We start from the raw sequence: 17,987 nt of genomic DNA on the forward strand, positions 1-17,987 counted from the left end.
ATACTAATTGGCAGAAGGATATAATTAAGAAACTATTTCTTGCGAGCATAGTTAAAAACATCCTTTTGCCATTTTCCTTTTTTATCCTTTTCAATAACTGTTACATCCAATTTATCAGGTGCGGTTAGTTGATAGGTTAAATGAACCGATTTATCTTTCAGTTCAAACTCGGCGTTGTTTTTTTGAATATTGGTGAGGTAAAATAATAGCGGCTTATCTTTGTCTTCCCATCCTATGCTGCCACGGTTAAAATGACGCATCTTAAAAACGGGTACCCCGTTTTGTTCTTCAACAACCACAAACTCGTAAAATACTGCTTTGCCATCCTTAACTACCCTGAAGCTGCTGACCATGCTTTCTCCCATTGGTTCACCCCAAAATTCTTCCATATCGCCCCATTCGTGCTTTTGTGTCCAGGTACCGGCCATAAAGGCCAGTTGCTTAACGCTTGTTTTGTTAACTTGCGCGAAGCTATTACCAAATATCAAGATAAAACCAATGATTGCAGGGAGAATGTATTTAAGGTTCATAATATGATTTTAGCAATAATTCATTCCTGAAATAATTGTCAGGAGTTACATGCCTTTCCACTCATAACTTTTGCTCTCTAACCCGATCAGGTCAATCACCCGGTTCACTACCGTCATAGCCAGTTCCTCGATGGTTTGAGGTTTACTGTAATAGGAAGGAATTGCCGGGCAAATGATCCCTCCCGCTTCGGTAACCGTGGCCATGTTGCGGATATGGATGAGGTTAAGCGGCGTATCGCGCGCTACAAGAATCAATTTGCGACGTTCTTTCAGGATCACATCAGCAGCCCGGGTTATCAGATCATCAGAGATCCCTCCCGCTATCCGGCCGAGTGTTCCCATTGAACAAGGCACTACTACCATGGTATCAAACTTGGCCGAGCCTGAGGCAAATGGGGCCATGAAATCATTTTTGGCATAAAACTTAAAAGGAAGCTGGGTATAATCTTCATTATCAAGCTCAAATTTCCAGACGTCTTTGGCATTGTCTGACATTACAACACCTACTTCGGCTATTTGATCCCGTAATTCATTTAGCTTTTTTAGTAGCAGGCTGGCATATATTGAACCACTGGCACCCGTAACAGCAACAACTATCTTTTTCTTCATAATTACTCCTTCAACAACCCAAACACGCAAAAAGTTAGGGGCACAAAAAAGGGTCGAATAACTTGTACCCGACCCTACATCTACCTATGAAAAACATGCCCTTGAGAGGGCACTACAAATGTAGTAACAGTTTTTTAATTTTTAAACAATTTCTTAAAATAATTTTAACCCCTTTATTGGAGATTTTTTTCTATTAAAGTTTGGATGATTCCGTCAACTAAACCTACCCGTGGTACATAGATGTTTTTGATGTTGGCATTCTTCATTAAGGTAAGGTAAATTTCACATGCCGGGATAATAACGTCGGCCCTGTCCTGGTTAAGGCCAAGTACGTTGATCCTGTCCTTTAATGAAAACGAGCTTAGGTAAGTATACAAAGACCTCAGTTTGGCGAAAGTTAAGGGCATATCTTCCTTTTCTTCAGACAGCCTGAAAAGCTTATTGATGTTGCCACCGGTACCAATACCTGATAATTGCTTAAAATTACGGGTATTGTCGCGTACAAAGTCCTTCATTTCATTCCAGGTTTCTTCGGTATCCTGGTTATCTAAAATGCGGATGGTGCCAATGTTAAACGAACGGGAAACAATAAGCTCCCCAGCCGAAAACAACGAAAGCTCGGTGCTACCGCCGCCTACATCAATGTAAAGATAGTTTTTGCTTTTATCGATGTTTTGCTCGGCGTGACTGGCATAAATGATGCTGGCTTCTTTTGATCCATGAATAATATCAATGTCAATATTGGCCTCATCCTTGATCATTTTAACAACATCGTCCCCGTTTTTGGCTTCGCGCATAGCCGATGTTGCGCAGGCCAGATAATCTGTAACCTTATATACATCCATCAGATTGCGGAAGGCAACCATTGATTTAACAAGTTCCGTAGTTTTTTTCTCTGAGATGTGTTGTTGTATAAAAGCATCATCTCCCAAACGCAACGGAACACGGATCAATGTGTTTTTTTTAAATGACACCGATCCGGTGTTTTGAATTATGTCGGCAATTAACAGCCTCACGGCGTTTGAACCTATATCAATGGCGGCGTATCTCAATGTTATTTGGTTTTATTTTTTAGATAATTATATATTTCAATTTGAGCCCTGTGGCTTTCGGGCGAATTTGTTTTGTGGTATTTGTTGGTGTTCTGGCTGTTGATCTCCCGTGCTTTGGTGTTATCCGAAAGCTGGATATCAATAATGTCCCGTATCTCCTTTTGTAACTTTTCGTCATATATCGGGAAGCCAACCTCAACACGGTTATCAATATTGCGAGACATAAAATCGGCCGAGGTAAGATAGATCAGCTCCTTGCCCCCGTTGCAATAAATATGTACACGTGCATGCTCAAGGTACTTATCTACAATACTGATCACTTCAATATTCTCGCTGTAGCCTTTTACCCCGGCTATTAAACAGCACATGCCCCTGATGATCATTTTAATCTTTACACCGGCGTTGCTGGCCTGGTAAAGTTTGTTGATCATATCCTCGTCGGCAAGGCTGTTCATTTTTAGGATCATGTATGCCTGTTTGCCGGCTTTAGCGTTTTTAATCTCATTATCAATCAACCTGTAAATTGCAGGCCTTGAATCAATTGGCGATACGATAAGGCTTTTTAGGCCTTTAGCTAACTGACCGCGGTTAATTGCTTTGAAAACATTTACCAGGTCGTCAGTGATCTTTTTATTTGCTGTAAGCAAGGTATGATCAGCGTAGATCTGGGCGGTTTTTTCGTTAAAGTTTCCGGTTGAAAGACAAGCATAGTAAGCCAGCTTCCCTTTTTCGGTACGGCTAACCAAACAAATTTTTGAATGCACTTTATAGCCTGGAACGCCATAAAGTACGGTTACGCCCTCTTCTTCCAACCTGTTACTCCAGTGGATATTGTTTTGCTCATCAAAACGGGCACGCAACTCCACCAAACAATTTACTTTTTTACCATTTTTGGCCGCGTTGATCAACGCGTGAATTACCCGTGAATTTTCGGCTAAGCGATATACAGAAATATTGATCTCTTTTACTTTTGGGTCGATGGCGGCCTCTCGTAAAAAGTGGATCACATAGTCATATGATTGGTAAGGGGTGCTAACCAAATAATCCTTCTTGGCAATAAGGTCGATAAGGCTTTTTCCGAACGAGAGGTCTGAAACCGGCAGGGGTATATACTTGCTGTACTCCAACTCCGGCCCGCCTACGTTGGGGAACGAAATAAAGTTTTTGAAGTTATGGTACCTGTTGCCCGGAATAAGGCTTTCGCCATGTAATCCCATTTTATTCACCAGGTACTTCAGCATGTCCATAGGCATTTCCGAGTCGTACAGTAAACGCATCGGTTTGCCTTTTTTTCGTTTCTGAAGGCTTTTGGCCAGTGAGTCCACAAACTTTTCACTCACCTCCTTGTCCAGGTCAAGTTCCGCGTCGCGGGTAAGCTGGATGGAGTACGCCTCAATACTATCGTGTTCAAAAATGAAAAAGATATCCTCCAGGCTATACCTGATAATATCATCAAGCAGAATGATGAACTTCAGGTTGTTGGTATCGGGCAATTTAACAAAGCGCGAAAGGTTATCCGGAAATTCAATAAGCGCAAACCGCGTTTTTTTATTTGTAGTAAGCTTTACAAAAAAGTAAACGGCCCTGTCCCTAAGTTCAGGGAGCGGCAGGGTATCATTAAGCATGATAGGCACCAGTGTAGCCAGCAGCTTCTCCCTGAAATAATTTTTCACGAAGGTACCACGGGTTACGTTAAGCTGCTTGTCGTTCAGGATGAAGATCTTTTCTTCGGCCAGTTGCTTAACAATAATATTTTCATAAAGGTTATTAAACTTACGTTCCTGCCTTACTACGATGTTCTTGATCTGGTTAAGTACCTTTTTAGGGTTGTAACCTAATATTTCTTTTGACTTTTCGTTAAGGGCTGCTAAGCGGCTTAAAGTGGCTACCCTTACCCGGTAAAATTCGTCGAGATTAGATGAAAATATGGCTAAAAAACGGATCCTGTCAATCAGCGGGACTGTCGGGTCGGCAGCTTCCTGCAAAACCCTATCATTAAAATATAACCAACTTATTTCTCTGTTAATTAAGGGAGCCTGTTTATCCATAAGAATTTCTTGCTTTACAGCCAGATGTTACAAATCTGCTTATTTATTTGTTAACTTAATATTAACTCATGAGGAATTAACCTGTTTTCGTTCACCATTATTTATTGCAGAAATTAAACAATTTGTTGCGAAATTGCGATCTGTGTTAACAATATATTAGTTTTGCAAAACATTTACCACCAATATACCACGTATGCCTACATTTGATATAGTTAGTAAAATAGACGGACAAACGCTTGATAACGCGATAAATACCGCCAAAAAAGAAATCCTTAATCGTTACGATTTCAACGATTCAAAAAGTACTATCGATTTAGATAAAAAGACCAATGAAGTAACTATTGTTACCGAAAACGATATGCGCCTTAAAGCCATACAAGACAGCATCATAAGTCGTATAGTTAAACAGCACCTTGACCCTAAAGCCCTGGATTTTGGCAAAGAGCAATACGCATCAGGCAACATGATCCGCAAGGAGATCAAAATTAAAGAAGGTATTGATAAGGAAGCCGCGAAAAAGATTGTAAAAAAGATAAAAGACAGTGGTCTTAAAGTACAGGCTTCTATCATGGACGACCAGGTTCGTGTACAGGGAAAAAAAATTGATGACCTGCAAGCAGTTATCAGCCTTTGCCGTGCCGATGATTTTGGACAGCCATTACAATACATCAATATGCGTGATTAGTCGGCTACATAATTAAAACATTCTTAAAAAGAAAAGCCAGGTGTTTACCCGGCTTTTTCTTTTTAATCTTAAAGTAGCTTTAACCTGCAACTTCAACCTCTTCTTTTTTAACTTCGTTAGGGCGGCCGTTTTTAAATGCTTTACGCGGTGATAAACCAAGCAATTCAAACATAGCCATATCGGTATCAAATGACGGGTTTGGTGTGGTAAGCAATTTTTCGCCTGCAAAAATAGAGTTGGCGCCTGCCATAAAGCAAAATGCCTGCTCAACAGTGCTCATTTCTGTACGCCCTGCAGATAAACGAACTACAGTTTTAGGCATGATGATACGGGTAGTAGCAACCATACGCACCATGTCCCAAACAGACACACGAGGCTGGTCGGCCAGCGGGGTTCCTGCTACAGGTACCAGGGCATTGATTGGCACTGATTCCGGGTGTTTAGGCAGGTTTGATAAAGTTTTCAGCATTGATACCCTATCTTCTACAGTCTCACCTAAACCAATGATACCACCGCTGCATACGGTGATTTTTGCTTTGCGTACGTGTTCAAGCGTTTTAAGACGCTCATCGTATGTACGGGTAGTAATAATACGTTTATAATCTTCTTCAGAGGTGTCAAGGTTATGGTTGTAGGCATATAAACCGGCATCGGCCAAACGTTGTGCCTGAGCTTCGGTAAGCATACCCAGGGTACAGCAAACTTCCATATCCAATTCATTAACCGCTTTTACCATATCGATAACCTTATCGAAATCGCGGTTGTCGCGAACTTCGCGCCATGCGGCACCCATACATAAGCGTGATGCACCACCGGCTTTTGCCTTTTCGGCAGCGGCAATCACTTCATCTTTAGGCATCATGGCATGTACGTTTACACCTGTGTTGTAACGTGCTGCTTGCGGGCAATAAGCACAATCCTCAGAGCAACCGCCTGTTTTGATAGAGATTAACGAGCTGATTTGCACTTCGGCATAATCCTTATTTTCACGATGGATTGTGGCTGCCTTGTATACAAGATCCAGCAACGGCGTGTGATATATTTCAGCTATTTCTTCTTTAGTCCAGTTATGTCTAACTTCTGTCATCAGTTTCAGATTAAATTCGTCCCAACAATGTTATTAAGTTATTGTAAACACGCAAATATTCAAAGATTATTTATAAATATAGAACTTTTGATAGTTCCCGAAAAGAAACTAACTATATAACAAGACTTTAAATATTTAACGCTATCCGGCTTTAATTCTTTAACAGCAGTTTTGTGGCGAGATACAGGGGTAGTAAGAAGCCAATACAATCTGTAAAAGTGGTGATAATTATAGACGATGCTACTGCAGGGTCTATCCCTACCCTTTTTAATATCAGCGGAATAGAAGCTCCGGTTAAACCAGCTATAATTAGATTGCCGGTCATGGCTAAAAATAACACCAGGCCAAGCATAGGGTTTGCATCGTAAAAGAAGGCTACAATAAAAACGATAATGCCGTTAGCAGCACCATTGATCATACCTACCAAAAACTCTTTTAATACGGTATTGTAAGCTTGTTTATCCGAAAGATCACTTAATGAAATACGCCTTACCGTTACCGCCAGCGCTTGAGTTGCTGCATTACCGCCCATACCTGCTATAATGGTCATGTACGCAGAGATTATAGAAAGTTTGGCAACCGTATCATCAAACGTCCGGATGATGGATGCCGCCAGGAACGCCGTACCGAGGTTAATCACCAACCATGGCAGGCGGCTTTTTACAGCTTCTACCCAGTTACCACTTAGTTCCTCATCTTCAGATACACCGGAGATTTTCAGAATGTCCTCAGTGTTCTCTTCCTCCATTACGTCGATGATATCATCTACCGTAACACGACCGAGCAATTTCATGTCGTCGTCAACTACCGGGATACTGGTAAGGTTATACTGCTTGATCAAGCGGGCCACTTCCTCCTGGTCAAGCTCCGCTTTTACGTAAACAAAATCGGTAGTTACGAGATCGCTGATGCGGGCATCGGCGCGGGCTTTGATGACAGTTTTAATAGAAAGGATCCCTTTTAGGATATCATTATTGTCGACCACGCAGATGGTATAAAACTCCTCCATCTCTTCAGATTGACGGATGATCTCATCAAGGGCATCCTTCTTATCCATGTTGATGTTTACCTTGATGATCTCGGAGTTCATCAAACCACCTGCGGTATCCTCAGCGTACGTCATCAACGCGCGGATGCTGCTGGCATCTTCATGGTCAAGATCTTCTAAGATCTCCTGCTGGTCTTCTTCATCAAGCTGGGAAATGATGTCGGTGGCATCATCATAGTCAAGTTCTTCAACTATCTCGGTACGTTTCTCCGGGTCGAGGTTTACCAAAAGTTCGGCAGGGCCGTGCTCCTCGTCCATTTCAGATAAAACTTCCGAAGCAACGTCGGCCGGAAGGATATTGATGATCCTTTCTTTTTCCTCCTGCTGAAGTTTTTCAAATAGTATAGCAATCTCCGAGGCGTGATATTCCTTCAGAACATTCTCTAACTCAGCATCATCGGCTTCGAGCGCTGTTTTAATGCGGAGCAGGTCGGTTTTATCTAAGTCAAAAGATTGCATACCCGACTAAATTAAAACAATTACACCACAATTAAGGAATTAAATCGGCACAAAAACAGTGCCCAAAGTGGTAAAATAAAAGGGTGCAACTGTTAGATGCTATGATCGTACTTGACCTTTGTCCCGCTTACCTTGCTTATTTTAAAAAGGGCTTGTTCAACCTGCGTTTTACGGATAGAAAGCTGAATGCTGCAGTCATTATCAAAAACCTGACCAAGTACTATCAGGTTTTCTTCTTTGATGATCCGCATCACATCGTTCATTTGCAGGTAATCAAATGATACCGTGTACAGGTCATTTACCGTTTTTGAAATAATAACAGCCTGATTTAATGCTTCTTCAGTAGCGACTTTGTAAGCATTAATTAAACCGGGAACGCCTAATAAAGTACCGCCAAAGTAGCGCACAACTACAACCAGGATATTAGTAAGATCTTTTGATAGCAGGGTGTTTAAAATTGGTCGGCCTGCTGTACCCGAAGGTTCTCCGTCATCATTAACCCTGAACACAGAGCGGTCGATGGTTAAACGCATTGCCCAGCAATGGTGATTGGCTTTAGGATGCTCCGATTTTAACTGGGCAACGATGGCCTTGATATCGTTTTCAGAGTTGATAGGATAAGCATAAGCCAGGAACTTGCTGCCCCGGTCTCGAAAAATGCCTTCGGCAGGATTTTCTATAGTTTTATAAGTATCGTCAAACAGCATTCAGAAATATTACAGGTGCAGAAAACTCAATGTCTGCGGGAAATAAATAATAACAATGGCCAGCACTGCCACAAGAATACCGATCTTATTAAGCAAGCTCAGTTTCTCCTTGAATACAAAGATGCCGACCAACGTGCCTACCAAGATAACACCGATATTCACCGAGGAAAACACCGCCGACGGACTATTGGCCAAAGCCTGGTGTGCTTTTAAATAAAACAGGATATTGCCGAAATTTGCTATCCCCAGGATCCAGCCAATAATTATCTGAGGCAGCGAGAATTTTGTTTTTTTTATGGATACCCGGTAAAGCAGTCCTATAAAGGTTAACACAAAGGCTATGATGAAGATCACAAATATGGCTGTAGTGAAAGGTACATTGCTAACCTTGGTAAGCTGTTTTAGTAATACGTCAATAACTCCAAAGCCCAGGAATACTATTAGCAGGTAAATCCATGAACCTTTTTCAACTTTGTTACCGGCTGATTTTTGCCAGGGAACAGAGCAGATAATAGCAATGAACGCCAGTACAATACCTATTGCCTTTACAGTGCCTGTGGCCTCGCCAAATAAAACAAACGCTGCAAGGATAGGAATAAAGAGTGACAGGCGCTGTGCCACATCTGTACGTACTATACCGGCTTTGCGTACCGATGTAGCCATGATAACAAATATCGACGGGAATAAGATGCCCAGAGCAAGATAGTTATAAACAGGGGCGTTTTGAATGATACTTAACTGAGGCTTAAAAAAGAACCAGGTGAGCAAAATAGCCATTGAATAATTCCAGGTGATGGCCTGGTAAACATCTACATGGTAACGTTTTGCCAGTTTTAGCAAAATAGAAACGATAACACTACAGCAAATACTTAAAAAAACGAACAGCATTTATATAACTGGCTTATTGTATAACAATTGCAGGCGATCGGCACCTACAGTATATTCGTCCGCAAGTATACCGGTTATTTGTGGGGCTTTTATACCTTTTCCTAAAACTTTATCGCCGGTAAATACCCTGGCTTCATCCCACAAACCGGCTTCAATAAATGACTCAAGCGTGCGGGCGCCGCCTTCAATAATAACGGATTGAATATCCTGAAGGTATAACTGGTACAAAATGTATTGAGGCACAAAGCGTTCAAAATCTTCAAGCGCTATGTACCTGTTTTTGCCATCCAAATCAAATTTCACCTCGTTAAAGATCAGCGTTTCGGCAGATTGATCAAATATATTCAACCCTTTATTTAGCTCAAGCCGGCGGTCAATTACCACACGTTTCGGCGATGGGCCATCCCAATAACGCACATTTAGCTGTGGGTTATCGCTCAGTGCAGTGTTTTTGCCTATCAGAATGGCATCTTCTTCGCTGCGCCATTTGTGTACCAGTTTTTTCGATTCAGGGCCGGTGATCCAAAATTGGCTACCGTTGGCAGGAGCAAAAAATCCATCCTGGGTTTGCGCCCATTTTAATATGATATAAGGTCTGTGTTTTTGTACTTTGGTAAAAAAACGACGGTTAAGCCGCTGGCATTCCTGTTTAAGCACGCCGGTTATTACTTCGATGCCTGCTGCCTGTAATTTTTCGATGCCTTTACCGTCAACCTGGGCAAAAGGGTCGCGGCAGCCCACTACTACATTAGAAATTTGATGCTTAATGATCAAATCGGCACAAGGCGGGGTTTTGCCATAGTGCGCGCATGGCTCTAACGAAACATATATAGTGGAGTTTTTGAGCAATTCGGCATGGTTATCAAACTTTTGGGTAACCTGCGCAATGGCGTTAACCTCGGCATGGGCCTGACCGTATTTTTGGTGATAGCCCTCTCCTATTATTTGACCATCGTGAACCACAACTGCACCAACCATAGGGTTAGGACTAACATAGCCGGCTCCTGATTCGGCAAGCTCCAAACAGCGGCGCATATATTTTTCATGTTCAAGCATGCTGCAAAAGTAGCTTTTATGTTACTTTGTTGCATGATTACGATTAAGGATGTTTTTGAAGTTTACAGGCAGCAGATAAACGGCGTTTACGATATTAATGAAACAGAAGCCCTTACGCTGTTGGTTATTGCCGAGGTTACCGGCTTGTCAAGGGCATCCATTAAGGCTTTTCCTGAAAGAGAACTTACTGCAGAACAGGCCGATCAAATCAAAAATATCCTTACAGAACTAAAAACAGGAAAGCCGGTTCAATACATTTTGGGTATTACCGAGTTTTATGGTTTACCTTTTAAAGTAAACTCTTTCGTGTTGATCCCCCGCCCGGAGACTGAGGAACTGGTGGAATGGATTTTGTCTTCAGGTGAAAGGCTAAAGGCTAAAGGTGAAAGGTTTTCTATTCTGGATATAGGTACAGGCAGTGGTTGTATCGCAGTTAGCCTGAAAAAGAATTTATCGAATGTTGACGTATCAGCGATAGATATATCTGAGGGAGCTTTGCAAACAGCTAAGGGAAATGCTCAGTTAAATGAGGTTGAGGTTAATTTTATTCATGCCGATATTTTGAATATCAAACCTGACAACGTGTTTCCGAAGTTTAATATCATTGTAAGTAATCCCCCTTACGTTACACTTGAGGATAAAAAGCAGATGCATACTAGCGTTACGGATTTTGAACCGCATACCGCATTGTTTGTCCCCGAGCATGATCCGCTGATATTTTACCGGGCTATCGCCGATTTTGCTTTGAATAATTTAATAGCTGAGGGTTTGCTGTATTTTGAGATCAATGAAAATCTGGGTAAACAAACAGTAGCTTTATTAGCTGATAAAGGATTTAAAAATATCGAATTAAGAAAGGATATGAGTGGCAGGGACAGGATGGTAAAAGCTGAAGTTTAAAGCTTATCGCTTACCACTCCCTGGAACCTATAATAGTTATTATAAAATAGCCAATAAGCTATAACCGTGTTTAGAGGTATAAGTACCCATAGCAGCTTAAACATGATAATCCAGAACAGTACAATAAATAACCCTAATATCCATTGCAGGTATTTATCCATATTTAACCCGAACCAGTAAAGCAGGCAATGGAAGAGCATTACAATGCTTAACGCTAAAAACAATAGCTCAATGGCCATCAACGGCTTAAATCTGCTAAAGAGCCAGATGCTTTCGGGGAGTAGCAGAACAAAATAGACACCAATGAAGTTCAGAAATCGCCTTTTCCTGCTGTAAGGCAAATTACGGGAGAAGCTAAGTGCGTTTTCCTCAAACTTTCTTTCCTCAAATATTAAAACGATATGCGCGGTCACAACAGCGAGTACGGCTATACCGGCAACCCGTACATCAGTTTTTACATCGGCAAATACATAAAACACCCCGGTAATAATAAGCCATGAAAGCCCTTTGGTGATCAGATAAGGAACCTTGCGTTTATCAAACAGGTGATAAATGTACAGACTGAAATAAGGTTTGCGCCATTTGCTGCTTAGCTTCAACAATAGCGATTGATTATTGCCGTCAATCAGTCTATTGATCTGTTTTACATAAATAACCGCGCTCGAATAGCTAAGTATCAAAAGGTATAAGAAAATACAAACGGGCAACACATAATAATGGTTGGCAAAACCAACACTAATTGTTATGAATGCATAAACTATTATTGGTGACAGTATCGCCGCCTGTGCCCAAAACCAACTTTTTAATTGCTTTTGTTTACTTAATGAGTTGCTGCTGTAAAACAAGAAGTGTTGTCCGGCAGCAAAGATCTGCCCGGATACATAATGCCAGCTTTTGATGGCGTAGATAAGCCAGATCACAAATACAATTGCCATCACTGCCGAGCTGCTATCCATTGCCAGCATCAACGCTTTGTGATAACCTATTAGGTATTGAGGTGGCACCACACCAACCATCGCCAGGAAAACAAACAGTAAAATCCCCGCGTGTACCCTGAAAAAGCCACCGGCAAATATTTTTAACAAAACATTGGTTAGCGACTTCATTAATTGATAAACTTTAGGGTTTGATCCTCAACTAAAAGTTCACCGGATACTGGTAGCGAACCATCCTCCAGTATTTGATGTGAGGATAGCAAAAAACTGGTTCCCTCCTGTTCATGTTTTTCACGTATCCAATTGTTTAGTATGGCTAATGAAGCTGTGTCAATGGTGATTAAAGGTTCATCAAGCAGGATCAGCTTCGGTTTACCCAAAAAGGCCAATAACAGCGATATTTTTTTCATCATGCCGCTGCTGTAGGTACCAACCGGCCGATCAACAAAACTTTGCATACCCATACTTTTAATATAGTGATCCTGTTGGCCTGTCGGTGCATCTTTAGCATCAGCAAACAGGGCTATCATTTCTGTGCCGGTTAAAAAATCAGGAAACACCGGTTCAGCTTCGGCGAAATTCACAAGTTTACGGTAAGGTACCGGCTGCTTTTTAATGCTGATATGATCAGCAAGCAAAATATCACCGTCAAATGCCAGTATACCTGCAATTGATTTCAGCAAGGTGCTTTTACCCGATCCATTGACTCCCTTTATCCAATAGATACCGGCTTCAAGCCTAAGGTCCTCAACTTTTAAGGCAGGATAATTGCCGTATGATTTTTTAAAGTTTTGAAATTGCAGCATCGTCGGTTTTGATAAAAAAATGAATACGTTGTTACATTAAAAAAGACGCATCAAAAGCGTCTTCTTTAATTTGAATTCTAAATAAATCCGAAATCGAAAATCCCAGTTCCAAAATTACAAGGCTGCTCCTTCAATCAGCGCGCTATAAAACTCGCCAACGTCCATGCCGGCAGCCCGAACTTGTTGCGGGATCAAGCTGGCAGCCGATTGGCCAGGTGTTGTGTTAATCTCGATGAAATAAAAATCGTTACTGCCTTCCAGCAAAATAAAATCAATCCTTGCCATGCCGCGGCAGTTAAGGCGGGTGTATACCTCGGTAACTATACCGGCAATTTCCTGAACTTTTTCGGGAGCCAGATCTGCAGGGGTTATCTCCTGGGTTACGCCCGAGGTATACTTTGCCTCGTAATCAAAAAAATCTTTTGAAGTAATGATCTGGGTAGCAGGCAAAACTTTTATTTTGCCGTGCAAACGGGCTATGCCAATGCTAAACTCGCGGCCTTTTATAAATTCTTCAACCAATACCTGTGCATCTTCCTGAAATGCCCTGTTCAATGCCTCGGGTAAGCCTGCAATGTTTTGTACTTTGCTCATACCCACGCTGCTGCCACCATTGTTTGGCTTAACAAATAGCGGGAATTTCAAATTGGCGGCAATAGTAGCAACATCATGTACATCGCGCTCAAATAAACGCATGGAATGTGCGGTATGTAAGCCATGAATACCATTTACAATGGCTTTTGTATAAGCCTTATTCATGGTAATGGCCGATGTTGTGGCATCGCAGGTATTATATGGAATGCCAAGCATGTCAAAGTAGCCTTGCAGTTTGCCATCCTCGCCAGGGGTTCCGTGAATGGTGATGAAAGCGAAGTCGAATTTTATCTTTTCCTGGTTAAGGGTAATGGTGAAATCATTTTTATCTACATCAACTGTAGTGTCATCAGCTTCAAAAAACCACCTGTCGCGGGTAACTAATATGGTATAAACTTTATAATTACTATTTGACGCCAGGTTAGCGGCAATGTTTTTTGCACTGTTAAGGGATACTTCATATTCGCCGGTAAAACCTCCGGCCAAAAGGGCTATATTTTTCATGATTATAGTCAGAAAGTCCGAAAGTCGGTAAAGTCCGAAAGCCGGAAGCAGACCCCCAAATTTAGTAATTAGATGATGCGGTCATAATTTTTTCTGAACATCCCGGCAATAAAATCAACATGAAATTAACTTGCTGACTTACGGACTTTACCGACTGGCGGACAACTTTAAAACTTTACGGCTAACAAAATAATTCCTATGTTTGATACTTAATTAAAAGGTTTATCCTTATATATACTGATGAGCAAATTTGGGGCTTACTTAAAATCAAAATCATTCCGGAATAACTTATTAATGGCTATTGTTACAGTGATAGCTGTTGTTTTAATAGCATTTTTTAGTCTTGGTTATTATACCCGCCATGGTTCGGGCATACCTGTACCAAAGCTTAAGGGCCTTACCATTGATAAGGCTATGGATATTTTAAAAGAACAGGGATTTGGCTATAAAATAGATTCTGTTTATGTACAGGATGTAGCCCCCGGAACTATTGTTGAGCAGGATCCCGATCCGGGAACCAACGTTAAGGAAAATCGTGTGATTTACCTTACTATGGTTACTTTACAGGCGCCAAACGTAGCCCTCCCCGATCTTGAACAAAGCAATTACCGCGAAGCCATCGCCACGATATCAAACTACGGATTAAAAGTTGGTGACACTACTTACCGCTCGGATATTGCCCGAGACAGAATCCTTGAAGTGCGTTTTGGCGGCCAGGTTATAAAACCGGGTACCAAAATTCCAAAAGGCTCAAGAATTGACCTCGTTTTGGGTGATGGCGAAGGCGCAAGTGAAGTGGAAATCCCGGAGCTGGTAAACCTCGACCTTGATGCTGCCCGTTTTGCAATTAAAGGTGCCGGATTAACCGTAGGTATCATTACTTATCAGGGTACTATTACCGACTCGACAAACGTTGTAGTTGTTTCGCAATACCCAATGAAAACCGATTCGTTAAGCAAAACAAGTATTGGTACGCGTATAAACCTTACTGTTTCACAAGGTACAAAAACAGATGCAGCCCCACCGGCAAATTAAAGCAACAGAACTGATTGAGCGCTTAAATAGAGGTGAAAGCCTTAACCTGATTGATGTGCGCGAGGTTATTGAATATCTCACTTATAATATAGGAGGTAGCAATATTCCTTTGTCAAAACTGGAAAGCACGCTTAACAGTTTAAGCTACAACAAAACCGATGAGATAATCGTTATCTGCAAGGTTGGTTTGAGGAGTGAAACGGCACAAACCATATTGGAACAGCATGGCTATAGTAATGTGCGCAATTTAAGCGGCGGGTTAATAGCTGTTCAAAAACTAAAATAAATACAAGAAAACACACTATCTATTCAATATCATGACCGCGAAAAAACAAGGATCAGGCATGCTCAAAAAATTTATCATAGCACTGGTTGTCGTTATCGTAGTGCTTTTAGGTTTTACAGGATTTAATTATTACCTTAAGTACTTCGGCCCCAACGTTACCGGTAAGCAGGAATATTTATATATACACACCGGCGCAACTTTTAACGATGTTTTTAAAACTATCCAGGATGAAGGTATTGTTAAAGATACCGCATCGTTTGCGTGGGCAGCCCGTAACATGAATTATACTACCCGTGTAAAGCCGGGTAAATACCGTTTGCATGAAGGTTTGGGTAACCGTAAACTTATCAATATGCTGGCATCGGGTACCCAGGAGCCCGTTAAGGTTGAATTTCATGGCTTGAGGCTTAAGGAGCAATTTGCCGGTTTTATTTCCAAAAAGATAGAACCTGATTCAATGGCAATTATCAGGCTGCTTGATTCGGCAAGTTTTGTAAGTAAATATGGCTTTACTACCGATAACGTGTATACGGTGATCATGCCCGATTCGTACCAGATGTACTGGAACACAAGTCCGGAGAAATTCTTTAAAAGGATGTATGATCACTACGAAGCCTTTTGGACTGCTGAACGGAAGCAGAAAGCGACTGCTATAAATCTGACTCCCCAGGAAGTATCTATCCTGGCGTCGATAGTTGATGCCGAGGCGCTGCATGATGATGAAATGCCTGCCGTGGCGGGTTTATATCTTAACCGTTTAAAAAGAGGCATGACGCTGGACGCCGATCCTACAGTGATCTTCGCGATGAATGATTTTACTATAAAACGTGTACTTACCCGTTACCTTTCATACAATTCGCCATACAATACTTATCTGCATAAAGGTTTACCTCCGGGACCTATCATGATGCCATCGGTAAATGCTGTAAAGGCAGTGCTCAACTATCAGAAGAACGATTACATTTATATGTGCGCCAAAGCTGATTTTTCGGGTTACCATGCTTTCGCAACAAATGTAGCCGACCATTTGGTTAATGCTCATAAATTTCAACAAGCCCTTAACGAACGTAAGATCCTCAGGTAATGTTTGAGCACACCACCAAAATACGGGTGCGCTACGGCGAAACCGATCAGATGGGTTATATGTATTACGGTAATTATGCCGAGTTTTATGAAGTTGGCCGTGTAGAAATGCTCCGGAGCCTTGGTCTCACCTACAAAGGCATGGAAGAATCGGGCATTATGATGCCCGTACTCGAACTGAACTGTAAGTACCTGAAACCTGCTTTGTACGACGAACAGATCAGCATCAGGGTAATCATGGATAAATTGCCGGGCATTCGTATTCATTTTAGGTATGAGCTTTCAAACCCGAAAGGCGAGCTTATCAATACAGGTGAAACACTGCTGGTGTTCATCAATATGAAAACCAATCGCCCGTGTTTGCCGCCGCAAGATTTTACAGATAGATTAATGCCCTTTTTTAAGTAAATTTGGGTAAATGAAATGGCTGCACCGCTTTTTACTTCGGTTTAGGTTCTACAGGTACATCATCGAGTGGACAAAATCTGTCATTATCCCGGGATTCAGGCCGTTGCCGCTTTATACTGTTATTGATTTCTTTGTTAAGGAAATCACCAACAATTCGCTCATTAACCGGGCTTACGCGTTGGCTTATAGTTTTATGCTGGCCATTTTTCCGGCTACCATCTTTTTGTTTACGCTTATCCCCTATGTACCCATTAAGCATTTCAGGGGTAACCTGATGATGGTTCTGGCCTCTGTAATGCCTACAAATGCTTATATGGCCTTCAGGGAAACCCTTTTTGATATCGTGAGCAATCAAAACGGCAAATTACTTTCATTCGGTTTCCTGTCCACCCTGTATTTTGCAACCAACGGCGTTATTAACCTTATGAAGGCGTTTAACAAATCTTCGTTAATTGAAGATAAGCGGACCTGGCTCCGACGCCGTTTAGTAGCCACCGGTATTACTGTTGCTATAAGTTTTGCATTACTACTGGCAATTTCTATCCTCATATTGGGACAATCTATTATTAAGTTTATTCAATCGCACGTAGCCTCCGAAAATCACTTTTGGGTATACCCTGTGATGCTGTTCAGGTGGGTGATTATCGTGGTGATTATTTTTGTTACCATAGGTTGCTTGTACCGTTATGCGCCTGCACACAAAAAGAAGTGGAACTTCGTAAACCCCGGTTCTATATTGGCTACAGCGTTGGCGGTTTTAACTTCCCTCGGCTTCTCGTACTACATCAATAATTTCTCGTCATATAATAAAGTTTATGGATCGATAGGAACACTTATCGTAGTAATGATCTGGATGTATATAAACTCATTAATTTTGATCATCGGGTTCGAATTAAACGCGTCCGTGGAGCTTTCCAAGCGTACAATCCGCATCGTAAAACCTCGTTTTAACACTTTTCGGACGAAAAAAGTCACTCAGATTAAAAATTAACTTTCTGTTAATCAGTAATTTATATAGATTATTTAATTAAATCAAAAAAAGTACAATTCAAATTTGGCAATTCGGTTCAGATTTGTACTTTTGTCGCCGGAGAGTTGGCAGAGTGGTCGATTGCGGCAGTCTTGAAAACTGTTGAACTGTGAAAGGTTCCTGGGGTTCGAATCCCTAACTCTCCGCATCAAGTGAATAAAGTTTTTGTAAAACGCCTCAAATCATAGGATTTGGGGCGTTTCTTGTTTACAGGCTACGCATCCAAACGCAATGCTT

19 protein-coding genes and 1 tRNA gene are annotated in these 17,987 nt (G+C 41.5%); 8 read left to right on the plus strand and 12 right to left on the minus strand.

Features of this window, described 5'->3' with window-relative positions; translation table 11 throughout:
* Positions 1–32: 32 nt before the first annotated feature.
* The 4 genes from EAH55_RS24360 to ppk1 all read right to left on the minus strand — a co-directional run bounded on the left by EAH55_RS24360 (position 33) and on the right by ppk1 (position 4,239).
* The gene (locus tag EAH55_RS24360) at positions 33–530 is read right to left on the minus strand and encodes a DUF6265 family protein (RefSeq protein WP_121811949.1); all 498 of its coding nucleotides are present in this window, start codon (positions 528–530) and stop codon (positions 33–35) included.
* 45 nt (positions 531–575) lie between these two features.
* Positions 576–1,139, minus strand: coding sequence for a UbiX family flavin prenyltransferase (locus EAH55_RS24365; RefSeq protein WP_208644925.1), 564 nt, complete (start codon positions 1,137–1,139; stop codon positions 576–578).
* A gap of 173 nt (positions 1,140–1,312) precedes the next feature.
* A complete protein-coding gene (locus EAH55_RS24370; RefSeq protein WP_114937817.1) occupies positions 1,313–2,191 on the minus strand; it encodes a Ppx/GppA phosphatase family protein in 879 nt (292 codons plus the stop codon).
* A gap of 2 nt (positions 2,192–2,193) precedes the next feature.
* Positions 2,194–4,239 (minus strand): polyphosphate kinase 1, encoded by a 2,046-nt coding sequence (gene ppk1 / locus EAH55_RS24375; protein WP_114937816.1) that lies wholly within the window; start codon positions 4,237–4,239, stop codon positions 2,194–2,196.
* Positions 4,240–4,432: 193 nt separating this feature from the next.
* Here ppk1 and EAH55_RS24380 point away from each other — a divergent pair, with 193 nt between their 5' ends.
* The gene (locus EAH55_RS24380) at positions 4,433–4,924 is read left to right on the plus strand and encodes a YajQ family cyclic di-GMP-binding protein (RefSeq protein ID WP_121811950.1); all 492 of its coding nucleotides are present in this window, start codon (positions 4,433–4,435) and stop codon (positions 4,922–4,924) included.
* A gap of 79 nt (positions 4,925–5,003) precedes the next feature.
* Here EAH55_RS24380 and bioB read toward each other — a convergent pair whose 3' ends face one another.
* The 5 genes from bioB to ribD all read right to left on the minus strand — a co-directional run bounded on the left by bioB (position 5,004) and on the right by ribD (position 10,169).
* The gene (bioB, locus tag EAH55_RS24385) at positions 5,004–6,011 is read right to left on the minus strand and encodes a biotin synthase BioB (RefSeq protein ID WP_121811951.1); all 1,008 of its coding nucleotides are present in this window, start codon (positions 6,009–6,011) and stop codon (positions 5,004–5,006) included.
* A 151-nt stretch (positions 6,012–6,162) separates the two neighbouring features.
* Complete coding sequence (gene mgtE / locus EAH55_RS24390) at positions 6,163–7,518, minus strand: magnesium transporter (protein WP_112566828.1); 1,356 nt, start codon at positions 7,516–7,518, stop codon at positions 6,163–6,165.
* 92 nt (positions 7,519–7,610) lie between these two features.
* Complete coding sequence (locus tag EAH55_RS24395; RefSeq protein WP_121811952.1) at positions 7,611–8,225, minus strand: IMPACT family protein; 615 nt, start codon at positions 8,223–8,225, stop codon at positions 7,611–7,613.
* Between the two features lie 9 nt (positions 8,226–8,234).
* Positions 8,235–9,113: an EamA family transporter gene (locus EAH55_RS24400; protein WP_121811953.1), complete on the minus strand. Its 879-nt coding sequence runs from the start codon at positions 9,111–9,113 to the stop codon at positions 8,235–8,237.
* A complete protein-coding gene (gene ribD / locus EAH55_RS24405) occupies positions 9,114–10,169 on the minus strand; it encodes a bifunctional diaminohydroxyphosphoribosylaminopyrimidine deaminase/5-amino-6-(5-phosphoribosylamino)uracil reductase RibD (protein ID WP_121811954.1) in 1,056 nt (351 codons plus the stop codon).
* A 33-nt stretch (positions 10,170–10,202) separates the two neighbouring features.
* Between ribD and prmC the strand changes: the two genes are divergently transcribed.
* Entirely contained in the window at positions 10,203–11,069 is an 867-nt protein-coding gene (prmC, locus tag EAH55_RS24410) for a peptide chain release factor N(5)-glutamine methyltransferase (protein WP_121811955.1), read from the plus strand.
* On the opposite strand, the gene EAH55_RS24415 is transcribed toward prmC, so the two are convergent.
* The 3 genes from EAH55_RS24415 to EAH55_RS24425 all read right to left on the minus strand — a co-directional run bounded on the left by EAH55_RS24415 (position 11,066) and on the right by EAH55_RS24425 (position 13,908).
* On the minus strand, positions 11,066–12,175 hold the full coding sequence (locus tag EAH55_RS24415) for a hypothetical protein (protein ID WP_121811956.1): 1,110 nt from the start codon (positions 12,173–12,175) through the stop codon (positions 11,066–11,068). The two genes, prmC and EAH55_RS24415, sit on opposite strands and share 4 nt — an antisense overlap.
* Complete coding sequence (locus EAH55_RS24420; RefSeq protein ID WP_121811957.1) at positions 12,175–12,810, minus strand: ABC transporter ATP-binding protein; 636 nt, start codon at positions 12,808–12,810, stop codon at positions 12,175–12,177. The genes EAH55_RS24415 and EAH55_RS24420 overlap by 1 nt, the downstream gene beginning before the upstream one ends.
* 114 nt (positions 12,811–12,924) lie before the next feature.
* Positions 12,925–13,908, minus strand: coding sequence for a D-alanine--D-alanine ligase (locus EAH55_RS24425; RefSeq protein ID WP_121811958.1), 984 nt, complete (start codon positions 13,906–13,908; stop codon positions 12,925–12,927).
* Between the two features lie 240 nt (positions 13,909–14,148).
* Between EAH55_RS24425 and EAH55_RS24430 the strand changes: the two genes are divergently transcribed.
* From EAH55_RS24430 to EAH55_RS24455, 6 genes are all read left to right on the plus strand, one after another.
* Positions 14,149–14,943 carry a PASTA domain-containing protein gene (locus tag EAH55_RS24430; RefSeq protein ID WP_112566804.1) on the plus strand — a complete coding sequence of 265 codons (795 nt, stop codon included), beginning with the start codon at positions 14,149–14,151 and terminating at the stop codon, positions 14,941–14,943.
* Complete coding sequence (locus EAH55_RS24435) at positions 14,921–15,229, plus strand: rhodanese-like domain-containing protein (protein ID WP_121811959.1); 309 nt, start codon at positions 14,921–14,923, stop codon at positions 15,227–15,229. Before EAH55_RS24430 ends, EAH55_RS24435 begins: the two co-directional genes overlap by 23 nt.
* A 31-nt stretch (positions 15,230–15,260) precedes the next feature.
* Positions 15,261–16,313, plus strand: coding sequence for an endolytic transglycosylase MltG (mltG, locus tag EAH55_RS24440; protein WP_121811960.1), 1,053 nt, complete (start codon positions 15,261–15,263; stop codon positions 16,311–16,313).
* Positions 16,313–16,720: an acyl-CoA thioesterase gene (locus tag EAH55_RS24445; protein ID WP_121811961.1), complete on the plus strand. Its 408-nt coding sequence runs from the start codon at positions 16,313–16,315 to the stop codon at positions 16,718–16,720. The genes mltG and EAH55_RS24445 overlap by 1 nt, the downstream gene beginning before the upstream one ends.
* Before the next feature lie 10 nt (positions 16,721–16,730).
* Positions 16,731–17,711 (plus strand): YihY/virulence factor BrkB family protein, encoded by a 981-nt coding sequence (locus EAH55_RS24450; RefSeq protein WP_112566793.1) that lies wholly within the window; start codon positions 16,731–16,733, stop codon positions 17,709–17,711.
* 98 nt (positions 17,712–17,809) lie between these two features.
* A tRNA-Ser gene (locus EAH55_RS24455) sits at positions 17,810–17,896 on the plus strand.
* Positions 17,897–17,987: the final 91 nt, after the last annotated feature.

This window comes from Mucilaginibacter kameinonensis (genome assembly GCF_003675385.1).
Lineage (GTDB): Bacteria > Bacteroidota > Bacteroidia > Sphingobacteriales > Sphingobacteriaceae > Mucilaginibacter > Mucilaginibacter kameinonensis.